This is a genomic window from Streptomyces sp. NPDC052036, from assembly GCF_040680495.1.
GTDB lineage: Bacteria > Actinomycetota > Actinomycetes > Streptomycetales > Streptomycetaceae > Streptomyces.
In genome coordinates this window covers 95,584-114,520 of sequence record NZ_JBFAWW010000006.1, presented here as the reverse complement: position 1 = coordinate 114,520, position 18,937 = coordinate 95,584, and the positions used below count along the sequence as shown (strand labels likewise).

At 68.9% G+C, this 18,937-nt stretch carries 14 protein-coding genes, 1 tRNA gene and 2 pseudogenes; 10 read left to right on the top strand and 7 right to left on the bottom strand.

What is annotated here, in order from left to right; all coding sequences use genetic code 11:
• From AB0L95_RS11775 to AB0L95_RS11760, 4 genes and pseudogenes are all read left to right on the top strand, one after another.
• Positions 1–309 (top strand): annotated as a pseudogene (locus AB0L95_RS11775) (dTMP kinase); the annotation flags it as partial.
• 156 nt (positions 310–465) lie between these two features.
• A complete protein-coding gene (locus tag AB0L95_RS11770) occupies positions 466–1,671 on the top strand; it encodes a DNA polymerase III subunit delta' (RefSeq protein ID WP_365160694.1) in 1,206 nt (401 codons plus the stop codon).
• A 256-nt stretch (positions 1,672–1,927) separates the two neighbouring features.
• On the top strand, positions 1,928–3,472 hold the full coding sequence (locus AB0L95_RS11765; RefSeq protein WP_365161012.1) for an alpha/beta hydrolase: 1,545 nt from the start codon (positions 1,928–1,930) through the stop codon (positions 3,470–3,472).
• Between the two features lie 108 nt (positions 3,473–3,580).
• Positions 3,581–3,657 (top strand) — tRNA-Thr (locus tag AB0L95_RS11760).
• A gap of 160 nt (positions 3,658–3,817) precedes the next feature.
• Here the strand turns inward: AB0L95_RS11760 and AB0L95_RS11755 are convergent.
• A complete protein-coding gene (locus tag AB0L95_RS11755; protein WP_365160691.1) occupies positions 3,818–4,102 on the bottom strand; it encodes a hypothetical protein in 285 nt (94 codons plus the stop codon).
• Positions 4,103–4,311: 209 nt separating this feature from the next.
• Between AB0L95_RS11755 and AB0L95_RS11750 the strand changes: the two genes are divergently transcribed.
• Positions 4,312–4,491, top strand: coding sequence for an LxmA leader domain family RiPP (locus AB0L95_RS11750; protein WP_365160688.1), 180 nt, complete (start codon positions 4,312–4,314; stop codon positions 4,489–4,491).
• A 118-nt stretch (positions 4,492–4,609) separates the two neighbouring features.
• Here AB0L95_RS11750 and AB0L95_RS11745 read toward each other — a convergent pair whose 3' ends face one another.
• The 3 genes from AB0L95_RS11745 to AB0L95_RS11735 are packed head-to-tail and all read right to left on the bottom strand — an operon-like array spanning position 4,610 to position 7,259.
• Positions 4,610–5,851, bottom strand: a complete 1,242-nt coding sequence (locus tag AB0L95_RS11745; RefSeq protein WP_365160685.1) for an ABC transporter permease — start codon at positions 5,849–5,851, stop codon at positions 4,610–4,612.
• Positions 5,848–6,777: an ATP-binding cassette domain-containing protein gene (locus AB0L95_RS11740; RefSeq protein WP_365160682.1), complete on the bottom strand. Its 930-nt coding sequence runs from the start codon at positions 6,775–6,777 to the stop codon at positions 5,848–5,850. Before AB0L95_RS11740 ends, AB0L95_RS11745 begins: the two co-directional genes overlap by 4 nt.
• 53 nt (positions 6,778–6,830) lie before the next feature.
• Positions 6,831–7,259 (bottom strand): transposase, encoded by a 429-nt coding sequence (locus AB0L95_RS11735; RefSeq protein WP_365160679.1) that lies wholly within the window; start codon positions 7,257–7,259, stop codon positions 6,831–6,833.
• 407 nt (positions 7,260–7,666) lie between these two features.
• Between AB0L95_RS11735 and AB0L95_RS11730 the strand changes: the two genes are divergently transcribed.
• A complete protein-coding gene (locus AB0L95_RS11730; protein WP_365160676.1) occupies positions 7,667–8,110 on the top strand; it encodes a hypothetical protein in 444 nt (147 codons plus the stop codon).
• The gene (locus AB0L95_RS11725) at positions 8,107–8,436 is read left to right on the top strand and encodes a transcriptional regulator (protein WP_365160673.1); all 330 of its coding nucleotides are present in this window, start codon (positions 8,107–8,109) and stop codon (positions 8,434–8,436) included. Before AB0L95_RS11730 ends, AB0L95_RS11725 begins: the two co-directional genes overlap by 4 nt.
• Before the next feature lie 564 nt (positions 8,437–9,000).
• Here the strand turns inward: AB0L95_RS11725 and AB0L95_RS11720 are convergent.
• Both AB0L95_RS11720 and AB0L95_RS11715 read right to left on the bottom strand, forming a co-directional pair.
• Positions 9,001–9,629: pseudogene (locus tag AB0L95_RS11720) on the bottom strand (site-specific integrase); the annotation flags it as partial.
• 778 nt (positions 9,630–10,407) lie between these two features.
• The gene (locus AB0L95_RS11715; protein ID WP_365160670.1) at positions 10,408–10,773 is read right to left on the bottom strand and encodes a hypothetical protein; all 366 of its coding nucleotides are present in this window, start codon (positions 10,771–10,773) and stop codon (positions 10,408–10,410) included.
• A 502-nt stretch (positions 10,774–11,275) separates the two neighbouring features.
• Between AB0L95_RS11715 and AB0L95_RS11710 the strand changes: the two genes are divergently transcribed.
• Positions 11,276–12,547, top strand: coding sequence for a glycosyltransferase 87 family protein (locus AB0L95_RS11710; RefSeq protein ID WP_365160667.1), 1,272 nt, complete (start codon positions 11,276–11,278; stop codon positions 12,545–12,547).
• 736 nt (positions 12,548–13,283) lie between these two features.
• Positions 13,284–15,776: a SpoIIE family protein phosphatase gene (locus AB0L95_RS11705; RefSeq protein WP_365160664.1), complete on the top strand. Its 2,493-nt coding sequence runs from the start codon at positions 13,284–13,286 to the stop codon at positions 15,774–15,776.
• Between the two features lie 220 nt (positions 15,777–15,996).
• Here AB0L95_RS11705 and AB0L95_RS11700 read toward each other — a convergent pair whose 3' ends face one another.
• The gene (locus AB0L95_RS11700; RefSeq protein ID WP_365160661.1) at positions 15,997–16,329 is read right to left on the bottom strand and encodes a hypothetical protein; all 333 of its coding nucleotides are present in this window, start codon (positions 16,327–16,329) and stop codon (positions 15,997–15,999) included.
• 603 nt (positions 16,330–16,932) lie between these two features.
• Here AB0L95_RS11700 and AB0L95_RS11695 point away from each other — a divergent pair.
• Positions 16,933–18,882 (top strand): Ig-like domain repeat protein, encoded by a 1,950-nt coding sequence (locus AB0L95_RS11695; RefSeq protein ID WP_365160658.1) that lies wholly within the window; start codon positions 16,933–16,935, stop codon positions 18,880–18,882.
• Positions 18,883–18,937: the final 55 nt, after the last annotated feature.

Genomic DNA, 18,937 nt, shown 5'->3' with positions numbered 1-18,937 from the left:
CCGGGTGCGGCCGACGAGACGGCGGTGTTGCCGCCCGTGCGGGACGGCGGCGCCGGTGATCCGGCGGACCGGGTGCCGCCGGGCTTCTTCCGGGACGAGCAGGCGGCACCGCGGCCCGACGGGACCGAGGACCGCACGCGTGAGCTGCCGCAGATGGACCCCGAGGGCCGCCCGCGGCGCCGTCCCCGTCCGGACTGGGCGGAGGAGACCCCGCTGGACGACCTTCCGAGCCTGGCGGACGAACTGCTCGGCTCCCGCGAGGACGAGGACTGGGACGACGACGATCGGGGACGAGGCCGGCGCGGCTGAGAGGGCGTGCCGCCGGGGCCCCGCCGCCCCGCATGACGCCGACTGTTGGCTGCCCCGGCCGCCCGTAGGGGCTGTCGGGGCTGGCGCGCACCGTTGTCAGTGGCGGCCCGCACAATGGATCGCGGCAGGGCGAGTACGACGGAAAGGCGGTGTCCCGTGACCGTGTGGGACGACCTCGTGGGGCAGGAGAAGGTGAGCGAGCAGCTCGGCGCGGCTGCTCGCGACGCCGACGCCCTCGTCACCGCGGCCACCGCCGCCGCCCCGCCGCCCGAGGCGTCCAAGATGACGCACGCCTGGCTGTTCACGGGCCCGCCCGGCGCGGGACGTACGCAGGCGGCGCGGGCGTTCGCCGCGGCGCTGCAGTGCGTGAGCCCCGACCGTGCACTCGGGGGCGCCCCCGGCTGCGGGTTCTGCGACGGCTGCCACACCGCCCTGATCGGCACCCACGCGGATGTGACGACGGTGGCCGCCGTCGGCACGCAGATCCTCGCCGACGACATGCGCGACACGGTCCGCAAGTCGTTCACGTCGCCGGCGAACGGCCGCTGGCAGGTGATCCTCGTCGAGGACGCCGAGCGGCTGAACGAGAAGTCGGCCAACGCGGTCCTGAAGGCGGTGGAGGAACCCGCTCCGCGTACCGTCTGGCTGCTGTGCGCCCCGTCCCTGGAGGACGTCCTCCCGACGATCCGCTCCCGCTGCCGCCACCTCAATCTGCGCACCCCGTCCGTGGACGCGGTCGCGGACATGCTGGTCCGGCGCGACGGCCTCGACCCGGAGATCGCGTTCGCCGCCGCCCGCGCCACCCAGGGCCATGTCGACCGCGCCCGCCGCCTGGCCACCGACGAGGGCGCCCGGGCCCGCCGGGCCGCCGTACTGAAGCTCCCGTTGCGGATCGACGACATCGGCGGCTGCCTCAAGGCGGCCCAGGAGCTGGTCGACGCGGCCACGGAGGACTCCAAGCAGCTCGCCGAGGAGATGGACGGCAAGGAGACGGAGGAGCTGAAGGCGGCGCTGGGCGCGGTGCAGGGAGGCCGGATGCCCCGCGGCACGGCGGGCGTGATGAAGGAACTGGAGGACAAGCAAAAACGCCGTAGAACACGTACGCAGCGCGACAGCCTTGACCAGGCCCTCACCGACCTCACCGGCTTCTACCGCGACGTCCTCGCGCTCCAGCTCGGCTCCCGCATCGCCCTGGCGAACGTGGACACGGAGGACGCCCTGGAGCGCCTGGCCAGGGGCAGCACGCCCGAGGCGACACTCCGCCGTATCGAGGCGATCGCCGCCTGCCGGGTGGCCCTGGACCGCAACGTGGCGCCCCTGCTGGCCGTGGAGGCGATGACGATGGCGCTCCGGGCCGGGTGAGAGAGGGGCCGAGACGGTACGGCAGGTGACCGGACGCCCGCCCATGAGAGGGGGTACGACTCGCGGTGGATTGACCGGGTCACTCGTACGAAGGGCCGAGGCGACGGAGAGCGATCGAGCCATCTCTCAGGGTTACGCTCACGGGATGCAGACCAGGCGCATCACCGGACCGTCCCCCTCGACCCGTTCCCGCCGCCCTCGCCGTCTCCGCTCCCGTCCGTTCCCCCTCCTCCGACTCCTCCGTCCGCCCCAGGCGATGCGGACGGGCGGCGCGCTGCTCGCCGCCGCCGCGATGCTCGCTTCGGCCTGCTCCGCCAGAGGCGCGACGACGGCGACGACAACGGACGAAGGGCTGGCCGCGCTGCCGCGCGCCACGCCGTCGGCACTGTCCCCGTACTACGCGCAGAGGCTGACCTGGAGCCCCTGCAAGGTCCCCGGCTTCGAGTGCGCCACGATGAAGGCGCCCCGCGACTACGACAGGCCGGCCGCGGGCGATGTGACGCTGGCAGTGGCCCGCAAGCGGGCCAAGGGCCCCGGCGAACACCTCGGCTCGCTGCTGGTGAACCCGGGCGGGCCGGGCGGCTCGGCCGTCGGCTATCTGGAGCAGTACGCGGGCGCCGGCTACCCGGCGGAGATCCGTGCCCGCTACGACATCGTGGGCATGGACCCCCGCGGCGTGGGGCACAGCGAGCCGGTCGTGTGCCTCGACGGGCGCGAGATGGACGCGTACGCACAGACCGACCTCACGCCCGACAACCAGGCGGAGGTGAACCGGCTCGTCGCCTCGGACAAGAAGTTCGCGGAGGGCTGCGGGCGGCACTCGGCGAGCCTGCTGCGCCATGTCTCGACGGTCGAGGCGGCCCGTGACATGGACATTCTGCGCGCGGTGCTGGGCGACCAGAAGCTGAACTATGTGGGGGCGTCCTACGGGACGTTCCTCGGAGCGACGTACGCGGGACTGTTCCCGGACCGCGTTGGCCGGCTGGTGCTGGACGGCGCGATGGATCCGTCCCTGTCCGCCCGCAAGCTCAACGAGGACCAGACGGCGGGCTTCGAGACGGCCTTCCAGTCCTTCGCCAAGGACTGCGTCCGGCAGTCCAACTGTCCGCTGGGCGGCCCGGGTACGTCGCCGGCCAAGGTCGGCGACCACCTGAAGGCGTTCTTCACGAAAGTCGACGCCTCCCCCCTCCCGACGGGCGACGCCGGCGGCCGCAGGCTCGGCGAGGCCCTCGCCACGACCGGGGTGATCGCCGCGATGTACGACCAGGCGGCCTGGCCCCAGCTGCGCGAGGCGCTGACCTCGGCGATCAAGCGCCATGACGGGGCCGCGCTGCTCGTCCTGTCCGACAGCTACTACGAGCGGGACGCTCACGGCAGATACGCGAACCTGATGTCCGCGAACGCGGCTGTGAACTGTCTGGACCTTCCGTCGGCGTTCTCCGGCCCGGCGGAGGTGGAACAGGCACTTCCGGCGTTCGAGAAGGCGTCGCCCGTGTTCGGCAAGGGACTGGCCTGGGCGTCGCTGAACTGCGCGTACTGGCCGGTGCAGGCGACGGGCCGGGCACACCGCATCACGGCCCAGGGCGCGGCGCCGATCGTGGTGGTCGGCACGACCCGCGACCCTGCGACCCCGTACCCCTGGGCGAAGGCCCTGGCATCGCAGCTCTCCTCCGGCAGGCTCCTGACGTACGAGGGCGACGGACACACGGCGTACGGCCGCGGCAGCAAGTGCATCGACGCGGCGATCGACGCCTACCTGCTGCGGGGCGCACCGCCGGCAAAGGGAAAACACTGCTCGTAGCCGCTCCCGACCACCCCCGGAGGAGTGGCCTCCAGGGGTGGTCGGAGCACTCCCGGAAACTGTGTAGACTTACCGACGTTGCTGATCGCACCATAGTGCGGACGGCGCGCCGCCTTAGCTCAGATGGCCAGAGCAACGCACTCGTAATGCGTAGGTCTCGGGTTCGAATCCCGAAGGCGGCTCCACCGAAAAGGCCCAGGTCATGCCTTCTGACCTGGGCATTTCTCTTTTCCATGATCGGTACGCGGTCTAGGCCACTGCCCTCCGAGGCGGGAAAATGGGCCTGATGGGTCCAAGATGGGTCCAGCGTGTGGCCCAGCGGGACCCAGCGGGACCCACCATCCGTCAGGCCACCCGGCGGCGCTGCCTCTTCATCGCCCTTTTCGCGACCGCCTTCTCTGGCCGCGCAGGCTGCACCTGGTAGCCACCGGTCGCCTCCACCGGGGCGTGCCCGAGCCTCGCCGCCTGCTCGGCCTTCCGGTAGGCGGTGATGAGGTCCAGGGACGCCGAGGCGGTCGCGGCGTGCATCTCGGGCAGGACCGTCTGGTAGGTGTCGCTCGTCATTCGCAGGGACGCGTGTCCGAGCATCGCCTGCACGGCCTTCGGGGCGACACCGGCGGCCAGCGCCATGCGCCGCGCACGGAAGCGCGCGGCGCCGCCCGAACTCGGTCGCCAAGGTTCGGCGCGTACGCGTACGACGGACGGCCGCAGCTCACAGAGACTCGCACGCCCGCTGCTCAGCGACCTGTGTCCCCAACTCTGCTCAAACTTGGTCCCTTCTCACGTCCAGTGTGCCGAGGCCACCATGGACGTCAGTCGACCCGAGGAGGAAGAAAAGGATGAGCACCACCGCACAGCTCATGGCCGGCTATGCCGCCTACACCGACGCTGCAGAATTCGGCGCATCGGCAGAGGGCAACGTCCCCGCCACTGCGGAGACCACCATCACCATCTTCTCGACCCAGCACTGCGCCACGAGCATCACCCTCACCACGGTCACCCACCAGCAGGGTTGCTGATCACCTCCTCGTACGACCAGCTCTGGCTGCGCAAGCCTCTGCGCAACCAGAGCTGTTGTCGTTGTTGGCGATACGGAAACTGCTCCGGGGAGCCCTCGCCTGCGAGGTCGTCAGCGGGTCACGCCACCGACGTCAGCGCCTCGCGCCAGCGCACCGTCGTCCCCATGCGCAGGATCGACCGTCGGTAGACCCGTGCGGACAGCACCGCCAGCCCCGCCGCTGCGGCGATCATCAGCAGGGCCGCCAGCAGGTTGGGGCCCCATCCCGCATGGTGCGCGCTGACCTGCAACGGCATGATGAGCATGGAGAACGGCGGAACGTACTGGACCACCCGCACCCAGGTGGCGTTCAGGTCCTGCGCGGCGGCGATGGCCACGCCGAAGGGGACCAGGGTGGCCATGAGCACCGGCATGACCGCCGAGGACACGTCCTCCGCGCGTGAGACGAGAGAGCCCGCCGCGGCGAAGACGAAGGCGAAGAAGGCGAAGCCCAGGACGAACCAGGCGAGTGCGGCGCACGTCGCCGGCGTGGCCGGGAACTGTGTGGGAAGCACATGCCCGAACCGGACGGCCGCCACGGCCGCCAGACCGAACACGGCGGTCTGGAGCACCGCGGCGACGGCGATGCCCGCGACTTTTCCGATCACCAGCCGCAGTGGCGTGAGGGTGGCCAGGAGCACCTCGACGACGCGAGTGGACTTCTCCTCGACTACTCCCTGGGCCACCATCATGCCGTAGCCGAAGAGTTGGAAGAAGAGGACCGTCACGATGCCGATCGCGGCGCCCAGCCCCGCACCACTGTCCGCGCCCGCGGCGGTGCCGCCGGTCCCGTCGACCGTCTCGGTGCGGGGCAGTGCGGCGGTGACCTCACGTTCCAGACGGTCCACGTCGACGTGCTGCTCGTGCAGCGCACGGGTGGTCGCCCACTGCCGGACGGAGGCCAGGACGGTGGCGCGGATCTCCGCCGAGGTGTCGGCTCGGACCAGCATCCGTACCTGCGCCCCGTGCATCACCAGCGCGGCGTCGGCCTTCTTGTCGGCGACCTGGCGACGTGCCGCGGCTTCGCTGTCCGCACTGCGCCATCTGGTGGCGCTGTTCACGCTCGGTCCGGGGGCGACGGCGGTGACTGGTACGCCGGTGACGGTGACGGTCGCGGTGGCGTGGTGCTCGTCTGCCTGAGACGGTGCGAAGAAGTACAGCAGCCCCAGGATCACCGCGACGTTGAGCAACGTGCCCACGACGTAAGTGCGGTTGGCGACCCGGGCGGCCGTCTCCCGCTGCATGACGAGCCAGACGGCCGCCATCGCGGACCCACCCGTCCTGGTCCTGGGCGTGGTGGTCCCGTCGTTCATTCGGCTCATGCGGCCATCTCCGTGGACTCGTCGGCGTTCGTCACGTAGGCACGGAAGAGCTCGGTGAGCGTGGCCTGTTGCCGTCGGAAGGTGCGCAGCCGGCCCAGGTCGGCGACCTGCCGTACGAGTTCCCCCTCGTCGCAGTGGTCCGCGAGTCGTACCACGGTGCCCTGGCCCTGGTCGCGGAACGAGTCGATGCCACGCAGGGCGCGAGCCCAGTCCCGCGGTGCGCCCTCGATCTCGATGTACACGTCCTCGCCGCCGCGGGCCCGCAGTTCCTCGACCGAACCGCAGGCCATCATCGAGCCGGAGCGGACGATGCCGACCCGGTCGCACAACCGCTCGACCAGGTCGAGTTGGTGGCTGGAGAAGAGCACGGGGGCCCCTTGCTCGGCACGCTCCCGCAGTACGGCGCTCATGGTGTCCACGGCGAGGGGGTCCAGGCCGGAGAACGGCTCGTCGAGCAGCAGCACCTGTGGGTCGTGGACGAGGGCGGCGGCCAGCTGGACCCGCTGCTGGTTGCCGAGGCTGAGGGAGTCCACCTGGCGGTTGCGGTACTGGGCCACGTCCAGCCGCTCAGTCCACGTCTGCATGGCGGCCACGGCCTCCGCGCGGGACATGCCGTGCAGCCGGGCGAGATAGACCAGCTGTTTCGCCACGGTCATCTTGGGATACAGCCCGCGTTCTTCCGGCATATACCCGAACTCGGAGCGGGACGCGGCGTCAACGGGCCTGCCCCGCCAATACACGGCGCCGTCATCGCTCTTCAGGACGCCGACCGCGATACGCATCGTGGTGGTCTTGCCGGCGCCGTTGCTCCCGACGAAGCCGAAGACTTCTCCCGGCTTCACCTCGAAGGACATCTTGTCGAGGGCCATGTGGTCCCCGTAACGCTTCGTCAGGGCCTCTACTATGAGGCCCGGATTGTCGTGCATGTTCTGCATTCCTCCCGGTGTCGTGTTCCGGGTGTTTTAGTCGTCCCGGGACGTCAGTCGCCGCGCGTAAGTGCTTCGCGGTATCCCGAGGAGGCTGCAGAACCTCGAAACGCTGAGCCCACATTCACGCCGTATGGTTTCGAGGTCTGTGAAGGGACCGCGTGGTAGTCCACCATCTGTCGCCGGGCGCGGAGTTGCACGTAGACCTCGCCGAGCGCGGTCTTGAGCTCGGTGATCTGGGCGCGGAGCTTGCGCTCTCGTTCGCTGCTCAAACGGTCACCTCCCTCCAGGCCCTGGCTGCCGGCGGCGATGAACTGGCGTTTCCAGTTGCCGATGGCCTGCTCGGAGACTCCTGACTGACGGGCGGCCTGAGAGACCGTGATTTTCCCCGACAGAACACCGAGGACAAGCTTGTCCTTTTCTTCCGGGGGCATGACGGGCGGGCGCGCCACGATTCTAATTCCCTTCGGGCGGAAGTTCATGGAAAGTCGAACGATGTGACCCTGGTCGCTGTCGAGTCGAGAGGACAAGCGAGTTGATGAAAAGCTGAGGTAAGAGAGAGACCCGGAAGGTGTTCTTCAAATGTTTCCGGGCAGCAGTTTTCCGCGCGCCGACGACGAGCGGCTGCGTAAAGGTTTCCTCAATTTTCGTACAGATTCTTCGCCCCAGTTAAGGGAGGCGAATGGGTGCTCAGTCCCGCTGTGGCGGTGAAGGCACGAAGAAATGCACGGTGAACCCCCGTTCGTTCAGCCACGAAGGCTTGATGGCAGCAATGGGCTCGGCTGGTCATGGCGTTGCCCTCCGTCACTCTATCAGTCGACCTCGACAAGTGGATCACGTCACAGGGCAAGTATTTGCCATCCAGGAAAGTACATGCCATGCTGTCACCATGACTGAACCCATGCCGCCCTTGGAAGCCGACACGGCCCTCACCGCTGCCCGCAGCGCCGTCTCGGCCGCTCGCGCGGCGCGCCGGGTGCCCGTGTGGCATCCGCCGGCCGCCGGCCTGCTGTTCGCCGCCGGGTTCGGCGGCCTGGCGCTCTTCGACGCGCACCCCGATGCCTGGGCGTACCTGGTGGGCGGCCTCGTCTGCCTGATCGCCTTCCTCGTGCTGTCCGTCGTGTCCAGCAGGGCCGGCGGGGTGGCCCTGTGGCCGACCGGGGACACCCGGGGACGAGCACTGAGGCAGTCGGTCGCGCTGATTCCCCTGGCCGCCGCCGGCGTCGCGACCGTGTTCCTCGGCTTCCCCGCATTCCTCACCGTGTTCGGACTCGGCCTGGGTGCGCTGACCTGGATCCAGATGGCGCAGGCCCGCAAGGGGTTGCCGGCATGACCGTCCGGGACACCGCCCCGCAACTGGACGCGACCATCCAGCACCCCACCCGGCTGTCCGTCGTCGCCTTCCTTTCCGGGTGCGCGGAAGCCGACTTCAAGACCGTGCGTGACAGCCTGAGGATGTCGGACTCCGCCCTGAGCAAGACGCTCTCCGCCCTCGAGGCCGCCGAGTACATCAAGACCCGCAAGGGCTTCGTCGGCAAGCGCCCGCGTACCTGGGTCTCCCTCACAGCTGACGGCCGCATCCGGCTCGCCGCCCACCTCGGGGCGCTCCAGCAGATCGCCGCCCAGGCTCACCGCCACGGCGCGGAAGCCGGTCGGTAACAGCGTCGGCGGCCTCCGCATGCAAGAAGGCCGCCGTACGACTCATGGATCGGGGGACACCCATGGACGTACGGCGGCCGGTCGCGAGGCCCGACACATGACGCGTGGGGTGCTGCCGCATGCCCGGCGGCAGCACCCCACGTTCGGCGAGCGAAGTCAGCAGCCCGCGCCGTGCGTGATCGACACGCTGGTCAGGACGCCACTGGCGGCGCTGATCCCCCTGAGGAGGCAGGGCCTCTTTGCTTCGCAAGGGGTCTGCGCTGGAGGCGTTTTCGCGCCCGGCGCTGAGCTGCAGGCCCGCCCGGCGGGGGCCTGGCAGGCCGCCGGCGGACCCATTCTGGGTCCAAGATGGGTCCGGAAGGACAGTGAAACCCCGTGAATGATCAGTACAGCCCGGAGACCCCCATGCCTTCTGACCTGCACAGACGAGGAAAATAGGGGTAGGTAATGAACCCTGGAGCAACGCTCTGGCGAGCTCGTAATGCGTAGGTCTCGGGTTCGAATCCCGAAGGCGGCTCCACCAGAACCCCAGCTTAGAGTGACTCTGAGCTGGGGTTCTTTCGTTCAGCGGACGCGGCGACGACGGCGAGAGCGGGCCGCGCGGGTGTCGGCGGTCTCAGTTCTGGTCTCAGTGGGGCCGGGATCGGGGTCCGGGGAAGCGAGCACGAAGAACTCGCCCATGCGCCGCATCGCGTCCTTCGACAGGTGCTCTTCTTGGCCTTGGGCCGAGTGAAGGTGAGTCCGCCCTCCTTGCGCAGCGGGCAGGCGCTCGCGTGCCTGGTGCATGTCTTGGGGCACGGCTTCGGACAGCCCCGCTTGTAGTTCCGGTGCGTGGTGCAGTCGGGCGGGCACGACTCGAATCGGTGAAGGCGGGCGCCGCAGAGCCGCGGGTCGTCACAGCCGTGGCGCCACGTGAGGCGCTGGAGCTGCCACTCCGGGCGAAGCAGCTCCGCCCCCAGGTCGACGTACGGCCACCGCAGACCGAGCGTCTCTCCCCGCCGGAACCCCATGCCGACGCCCACGATCCACCGCATGAAGGTGGGGCGTTTCGCCGCCGCTTCGAGGAACGCCTTGGCCTCTTCCTTGGTGAAGGGGTTGGCCTCGGTCTCGTCGATGCTCGGCGTGTCCACGAGTGTGGCGACGTTCTCGCCGACGAGGCGGCGGCGGTGGGCAATCTCCAACGCGCGCGACATGGCTTCCAGGGACAGCACCGCCTAAGCGATATTGGCTCTGACCGCGACGTTTCCGGCAGCAGGGGAGGGCACAGTTGAGTGGGTCCGGAGGGTGGTTCGTTGTCATCGAGGAGATCGGACGCGAGTTCGGCGCCGTAAAGACAGTTCCGGTGGGGGGCGCTGAGGAGGCGTGGGACGCGGCGCTCGAGGTCGCCCGGTCGCGCCAGCACTCTTCACGACCTGATGCCACGCGCGAGATCTACCGGTTGTCCGAAAGGGAGCTCATGGTGGCTCTCCGGGAGATACAGGACCCTGAGTCGCCCCTTCCGCGTGTCAATCATCGTTGAATCCTTCCGCGTATCAGTCGCAGAACTCGCCGAAGTGCATGAGCCGCCCGAGCCACAGGAGATTGAGGAACCGCCCGATCAGAAGCGTCGTCTGTGGCGTCGATCGCGCCCATGACCCACATCGTCACACGCGGGCCTTGTGGAACGGCCGTACTGGTCTGTCAAGACCGCCCTCGACTCCTGACACCAGCGGCTGACACCAACAGCTGCGAACAGCGGCGGTCAGCGCCGAACTTCAGTGAACGATCAGGGGAGGTCCGGCACGAGTTGGTCCACGTCGACGACTCCCCATGATCGACCTGATAAGGATGAGCACAGACCTCAAAGCCTTTGCAGGGTGCCGTCGTCGCTGCCATGCCGGCGTCCGTCATCGGGTAGTCTGCGGTCCCCCCGCTGGATTGCCGCCTTCCTCACCCGCGAAGAGGACGCCGCCGTACACACCGTCCGCTCATTCAGGTGGTCTGAACCGAGCAGACCTCGGCCTTGATGCCGATCAGCTCGCACCTGGCCGCGTCCTGCGCTCCCCCGGAAAGCCGCTGGACGACCTCCGCAGCCGAGCGCGTCCCGGCATCAAAACAGGTCGGGTTTTGCTTCACGACCCCGGCAAGGATCTCGGTCTGCGCTGTGACCACTTGCCAGCGGTCATCTTCTCTCTGCACCTGCTTTTTGAGTTGATCTGCGCGCTTCGCGAATTCCCGCGTGGCCTCGTCGCATTTCGCGGTTGCGCCGTCGTGGCCGCCCGCGCCTATGGCGTACCCACCGCCCGCAAGCACAACTGCCGCCCCCGCGCTCAACAGGGCAATCACCGACCGTCTCATGACGCGGGATGGTATAGCTCCTGGTCAGGGGAGGATTATCGGCCCCCTCTCCGACAGATCGCACCCTCGGTCAGCGGGCCTTGGAGGCTCTGAGCCGGGCCGACTGTGGGCCGTCCGGGGGCGACCGACGGCGACAACTGACGACAGTCGACGACAGCCCCGCCGCTGCTCAGAGGCGGCACACCGGGAACTGGCGCAGGTGCCCGTCAGCGAAGGTAAGTTGAGGAGGTAGCAAGGTCCAGCCAGTCGCGGGCGGTTGCCTGCTTCCCAGATCGCCTGTCAGCGGGCGATGTCGGGGTTGGTCAGCATGAGCAGTGCCCGCAGCAGCACGGCCCCGTAACAGGCAGACGACCACCGCATGCACGGCGTGTACACATCAAATGTACAGTTGTGTCATGATCACCAGCTTTCCTTTACCCGGCCTCCCCGGACCCGGTACGCGTGAACAGCGCCACCGCGCGGCCGGCCTCGGCATCCGTGTCCGGCGAGAGTCCGGTGCCTGATGTCAACTGCCTTTCGCGCACCGGAATCGGGCACCGCCCCCGCCGCCAAGTCGCCGCGCGTTGAGCGACGGTGGGACTGGCCACTGCTGGTGGTCTGCGCCGTGTCCGCACTCGTGGTGGGCCTGCTGTCGCCCGCCGACACCTCGCAGGAAGCATGGGGCCTGGCCGCCGCATTGGGTTACGGCTGTGCCGCCCTGGTCGCGGCGAGGTCGTCCGCGCCGTGGGCGCCGGCCCCCGCCGTGGTCGCGGTCGTGGGTGCGGTCGTCCTGCCCCTGCTGTACCTGACGGTGATCAGCAAGGAGCAGATGGAGGTCGGTGTCGTGGAACGGGCGGCCGACCTGCTGTTCGCCTCCGGAAGCCCGTACCACCCCACACCGCACGTGGTGCGGGACTTCAATCCCTACCTCCCCGGCATGGCGCTCTTCGGCATACCGCACATGCTGTTCGGCGACACCCCATTCACCAGCGCCCGGTTATGGTTCCTCGTCGGTTTCCTGGCGGCCGTAGCGGGCGCGATACGGGTGCTGACCAACGGCCGGGACGCGGACGCCGGTCGGGTCAGCACCCCGGGCGGGGTCACGGGTAGGACGGGCGTGTTGTGGCTGTTCGCCTGTCCCGTCGTCGCGCTGCCACTCACCATCGGTGGTGTGGACCCGCCGGTCATCGGGTTGATGTGCCTGGCCCTGGTCTTCACGCAGCGGGGCGATGCCGGACGGGCCGGGCTGGCCCTGGGCGCGGCGGCCGCGCTGAAGTGGACCGCCTGGCCGGCCATCCCGGTGCTCGTCGCGGTGCTGGCGGTGCGCGGCGGGCGGCGTGCCGCGCTCAAGTGCGCAGTGGGAGCCGTGGGTATCGCCCTGCTCGCCGTCCTGCCCGTGGCCCTGGTGGACAGCGGTGCCTTTTACCGCAACGTCGTCCTCTATCCATTGGGTCTCGGCCCCACGGCATCGTCCGCGCAGAGTCCCTTGTTGGGGCATCTGATCGCTGTGCTGGTCCCGCACGGCGAGGCGGTCACGGTGGCACTCATCGCGCTGAGCGCCGCGGGTGTGGGCCTCTCGCTGGTGATCCGCCCGCCGCGAAGTGCCGTGGCCGGTGCCGACCGACTGGCACTCGGTCTGATCCTGGCGATAGTGCTGTCGCCGGCGACCCGCATCGGCTACGCGATCTACCCGATCGTTCTGCTGGCTTGGCCCCGTTTCGCCGCCGCCCTGTCGACGGGCGTGCCCGACAGGCAGCCTCACGGGACAGGCCAGGCGGTCGGCCGGCAGACCTGACGGTGCGCACCGACGTGTCCGCCTCCTGCCGTACCGCTCGTCCTTCCTGGCCGTTCACCCGCCCAGCGTGGCCACTACGGGCACGTCGGCCACCGTGGCAACGCCGATCAGGTCAGCGCTGATCGTCTGTCGGTGCCTGGGCTGCCGGGCGGCTAGGGCGCCTGCGCGCGATGCCGGTGATGTGTGGCGCACCTTCCGGGATGCCCGGCCGTGTCAGATCGACCTGCTTCGGCAGGGCGACGGTCCGGCGGCTCTTCCTCGTTCTGGTCTCGCCGTGCTTGCGCACGGAACGCCACACAGCGACGTGGGGCGGGCTGCCGTCCGTCGCCTCCAGGAAGATGTGATCCCAGGTGATGGGCCGCGCCGCTGCTGTGTGTATGCCGCTGAGAAGCGAGGGCATCACCGACACCGGCGAGGCGCCGCCGTCCGCGGGATCGGCCAGAACACCGGGCTCAGCAGCGTCTCCGCCGACCACCGCAGAGCCTGCGGCAGCCGTGGTGGACCGCGTCGGTATCCGCCGCGGCTGCAAGCCCTGTCACACATCAAAGCTCTGCCCGGTCCATTACCCAAAAGGTTCATATATCTGGGCGGATTGATCTCAGCAGGACCCGGCCGAGGTCGTCCCACGTCCTGCCGGGACCCTGGCCCAGCTGTCCACCCCGCCGTGGTCCTGGTCGCCGCAGCCGCAACCGACCTCCGTGAGAACGACAGTCACCCAGGTGAGGAGGGCAGCTCGATGACCAGTACTGGCAGGGTGACCCTTGGCAAGCGATCGAACACGCGCGAGGTATCAGAGTCGGCGGTCGCGATGCTCGACGAGCGGGGGACGGTGGTCGCCTGGACGCAGGCCGCCGAGCAGCTTCTCGGGTACTCCGCCGCGGACGTGGTGGGCCGGGCTGCCGCACTCGTGCTGCCGTCTTCCGAGGAAACATCGACGAGATCGGCGTTCGTCGAGCAGTGCCGTGCCCAGAATGACCGGTCGGGCACGATGACGGTGCGCCATCGCGACGGCCGCATGCTTGACATCAACTACCGGATCTCGATGTTGCGAGGACAGGACGGAACATTCCGGTGGCTTGTGTCCGTCACCGGCGTCGGCACGCTCTCCCGGGCAGCGGGAAACGGATCGGTGCGCGAGTCGCTTCTCACCCGCACGCCGATCGGCATCATCGTTCGTGACCCGCAGCTGCGTTGCGTCTGGGTGAACGACACGATAGAGAGCCACGACGGCATCCCCCGTGACCGGCGGTTCGGCCGGCGACTCACCAGTTCACTACCCGGCATCGAGGCCGAAGCCCTTGAAGCGGTGATGCGGCGGGCGCTGCGGAACGGCACCACCGCGGTCCACGAGTACCGGGCGTGGCCGACGGAAGATCCGCGCCGAGAGCATGCCTTCTCGGCCTCGTACTTCTGCCTCAAGGACGCGGACGGCAAGACACTGGGGGTCTGCGGCATAAGCGTGGATGTCACCGGCAATCAGCGGGCGCGCGAGCGCCTTGCCATCCTCAGCCAGGCCAGAACGCGTATCGGCAGCACCCTGGACGTCATGCGGACCGGGCAGGAACTGGCCGACCTTGCCGTGCCCGTGCTGGCCGACTACGCCTACGTCGACCTGGGGGAGTCCATCCCGTTCGGCGAAGAGCCCTCGACCCGAATCGACACGATGAGCGGTCGCCCTCCCGTTTTCCTCCGTGCCGGTCAGGCCTCGATCCACCCAGGAATCCCAGAGTCGTCCTTTGCGCGAGGAGAGACGGTTTTCGTCCCCCCGACCTCGCCGCTCGCCGGCGTTCTGCGCACGGGAAGGTCCCACCTGGAACCGGTGCTGGACGCCTCCCCCGGGACATGGATCGACCACGACCCGGCGCGGGCCCAAAAGATCCGTGAGAACGGGATGCACTCCCTGATCATCGTGCCCATCATTGCGCGGCGCGCCATCCTGGGTGTCGCGCTGTTCATCCGCACCGAGGACCCTGTTCCGTTTCAGGAGGACGACCTGCTCCTCGCCGAGGAGCTCGTCACCCGGGCCGCGCTGTCCTTGGACAACGCCCGCCAATACACCCGCGAACACACCACGGCCCTCGCGCTGCAACGCAACCTGCTCCCCCACCGTCTGATGGGCGGCGCGGCGGTCGAGGCGGCCTGGCGCTACCTGCCGGCCGACACGGAAGTCGGGGTCGGCGGCGACTGGTTCGACGTGATCCCGCTGTCCGGCGCCCGGGTGGCTCTCGTCGTCGGCGATGTCGTCGGACACGGCATCAACGCCGCCGCGACCATGGGCAGGCTCCGCACCGCCGTACGTACGCTCGCCGACATGGAGCTGTCTCCCGACGAGCTGCTGGCCCGTCTCGATGACACGTGCCAGCGACTGGCCGAGGAAGACGCCGACGCCGCGGACCAGACCCCCTCGGTTGTCGGAGCCACCTGTCTGTACGCCGTCTACGACCCGATCACCCGCCGGTGCACCATGGCACGGGCCGGGCATCCCCCGCCCGCGATCATCGGCCCACAGGGCCGGGTCACCTTCCCCGACCTGCCCACCGGAAGCCCACTCGGCATCGGGCTGGGTGTCCCTTTCGAGGCCGTGGAGCTGGAGCTGCCCGAGGGAAGTCTCCTCGCCCTGTACACCGACGGCCTGGTCGAAACCCGCGACGACGACATCGACGTGGGAATGCGCCGCCTGGGCACCGCCCTGGCACAACCGAGTCGCTCCCTGGAAGACCTGTGCACCCGAGCGACGGAGCCCTGGCCCGGCCGGGCGCCGTCCGACGACATCACCCTGCTCCTGGCGCGGCCGCTCTCACTCAGCCCCACCCAGGTCGCCTCCTGGACACTGCCGAACGACCGGACCGCTGTCCGCAGCGCCCGGCACATGGCAGCCCGCCGGCTGACCGAATGGGGCCTGGAGCGTCTCCAGGACCCCACGCAACTGATCGTCAGTGAACTGGTCACCAACGCCGTCCGCCACAGCACAGGCTCGATCGGACTGCGTCTGATCCGGCACCAAGTCCTGACCTGCGAAGTATTCGACACCGACGTCAACTCCCCGCGTCTGCGTCACGCACGCGCCATCGACGAAGACGGCCGTGGCCTCTTCCTGGTCGCCCAACTGTCCCGCAGATGGGGCGCCCGCTCGGAATCGGGCGGCAAAGTCATCTGGGCCGAACAAGGCCTGGACTCCGCGCCCTCACACGCACGGGCCTCCGGCACGCCACCCGCGCGCAAGGAGTAACCGGGCCATCGTCCCTCGACAGGTGTGACCCAACGCTGACCCGGACGCCGACGGCGGCGCACAACCGCGGCAGACCGAGGTCACGGTCGGTGCCGGAGTGGACCGTCAGGCAGGTCTGCGGACATCCTCTGGCCAGAGTGCCTCTCACACCCACTGCCGGAGGAACTGCCTCCGACCGGGAAACGGTCAGAGGCAGTGGTGTTGTCCGAGCAGGTTTCCCCTACTGCTCGTAAGGGTTGAAGCACTTGAGCGCGGCCCAGCCGTAGATCACCTTGTGGTCCTTGCGGACCACCTTGCCGTAGATCCAGGCCTTGTCCACCTTGATGTCTTTGTAGCCCTTGTAGTCCACCTTCGTGCCGTTCATGAGGTCGCCCTTGTAGGCAACGCCATTGATCTTCGCGCCGGCGTTGGAGTTCGCTCGTATGTTGACCGAGCTGCACGTGGCCTTCAGCTTCCACGTGGAAGCTGCCGACGCAGACTCGGCACTCAGCCCGAGCGCGCCTATCGCGAGGGCGGAAGCGCTCAGAACCGCCACCAGTGACTTCTTCAGCATTGCCGTGCTCCTTATCGACTATCGGCCTCGACTGTCCACAGAACGGGCAGGCGGCCGTGTCCGGCTGTCCGCATGGACAGACGCGACTGTCTAGTAAACCCCCGCGAACAGGTCGGATTTCGACAGGTTGTCGACGATCTTTCGACGGATCGTCAACGGCCTGACTCCTGCTCCACTCGGTCAGGTTCCTTGGCGGCAAAGGCAGTTGGTGAGGGGTCCGCGTTGCGCGGGCGGGGTCTCAGGGCGGAGGCCCGTCATCCGTGCCGCCGAAGCGATCGTCGAGCGGGGCCTCGTGGTGGGTGAGGCCGGTGCGGACGGCTGCCTCGGCCGGCGACGTTCCGGGCGTAGCAGGGCGGGTGGGGAGCAAGCCCTGCGCCGGTTCCCGACCATACTGCCGCAGGCGGCCCAGTCTCAGTCCTTGTTTCAACTGCCGCTCGTGGCGCGCAGGAAACACCGCTTCGCAGCTGTCACTGCCATGGCCTACGCTTCACCCACAGCAGCCGCGCCCCACACCGCCGCCGGTCGGCGAAGGTGCTCGGGCGTCGCGCGGCGCTACTCGTACCCGGTCAACCAACCGGCTTCCTTGTGGGGGGAAGAATCACTGTGCGTAGGCGCAGCATTTCGACCGCGACGTCGCTTGCGGTCCTCTTCAGCTCGGTGGCGCTGTGCGCCGTCTCGGCAGGGGTCGCCTCGGCGGTCACGCCTGCCTCCGTCTCCTCGCCCGGCGGCATCGTCGCGGACGGTGCCCTGCACCGTGTCTTCCTCGGTGACCGTACCGCCGGAAAGATCGTGGCGGCCGACTACACCGGCGCGCTCGTCGACTCGGTGAGCGGCATCAGCGGGGTCTCGGATCTCGCGGTGTCCGACGACGGCTCCACCCTGTACGCGACCGCGGAGACGACCCACGAGATCGTGGCCCTCGACGCGGCCACTCTCGACGTCAAGGCCCGCTACGCCGTGGCCACCACGACGGGTCCGCGCTACGTCGCCTTCGCCGGCGGCAAGGTCTGGTTCACCTACGGCGACCAGTGGGACGGCAACATGGGTTCCGTCGACCCGGCGGTCGATCCGGCCGACGGCACGAACCCGGTCGCGCTCGGCCGGTTCCCGCGGTCGGGCCCCGGTATCTGGGGTCCGGGGCTCCTCGACACGGACCCGTCCCAGCCCGGTGTGCTGGCTGTGGGGGAGACCGGCCTCTCGACGGACTCGATGGCCGTCGTCGACGTGTCCGGCGCCACCCCGAGCATGACCGCCTGGTACAACGGCGACTACACGCTGAACAGCGGCATCAGTGACATCGACCTCGTGCCCGGGGGTTCCCAGGTGCTGGTCGACGGCGCGCAGAAGGACGCCTACGCGGACGGGAAGTTCACCGCCGTCGGCGCCTACCCCGCCGGTCAGCGGGCCGACATCTCGGCGACCGGGCTGGTCGCCCAGGTCAACGGCACCAAGGTGGCCGTCTACCGGCCCGACGCCGGCCAGCCGGTCCGCAGCTACACGGTCGGTTCGTCCGGTGCGGTCGACCTCGTGTGGGCCCCCGACTCCTCGCGGATCTTCGCGCTCACGCAGACGAGCGGCGGTTACACCGTCAAGGTGCTCACCGACCCGTCGATGAACGTCCCGACCCTGACGGTGAACGCCCCGTCGAGCGCGCCGCGCGCCAAGGCGCTCACCGTGACGGGGAAGCTGTCGGCGACGGTGCCGCTGCCGAGCGGCGTCTCCCTGCGCGTCACCCGGACCGACCTGGACAACCCCGCCGGCAAGGCGCTGGCCTCCGTCGCGACGAAGTCCGACGGCAGCTTCTCCTTCAAGGACACGCCGCCGGACGGCGGGAACGTCAAGTACACGGTGTCGTACGCCGGCGATGCCACGCACACCTCGGTCTCGGCGTCGGACACGGTCGCGGTCTCCCGGACCACGCCGACGCTCACGCTGAACAACAACGGCAAGCTGTACGACTACGGCAAGAGCGTGGTGTTCACGGCGCATCTGGGGTCGACGTACAAGAACCGGACGGTCGAGATCTGGGCCGACCCCTACGGCAGCGACAAGCCGAACAAGCTGCTGAAGTCCGCGAAGGTCAACTCGAGCGGCAACCTGTCGGTGGCGGTGGGCATGACCCGGGACACCACGGTCAGCGCGGTGTTCAAGGGTGACGCCCGGACCGCGCCGAAGACGGTGAAGTCCACCGGCTACGCGCGGGTGAAGGTGTCGTCGACGCTGTCGAAGTACTACCGGACCGGCAAGATCGGGTCCACGACGTACTACTACTTCCACAAGAACACCGACGCCATCGACGCGACGACGATGACGTACTACAAGGGCCGCCGACAGCGCCTGGACCTTCAGGTGTTCTACCAGGGCAAGTGGTACACGACGGACTCCGAGTACTTCTCGGTCGGGACCAACGGACAGTCGATCGTCAACCTGGGGCACCCCGGCGAGTCGGGGGTCCGTGCCCGGGTGCGGTCCGCGTACATCAACGGGGGTTCCGGGGACACCGTGAACTCGACGACGTACGGCGCCTGGAAGTACTTCTACTTCACCAACTAGGCTCCGCGTCTCGTCCGTGATGGCGTCCGGATCTTGATCAGAAACTGGTGACGTG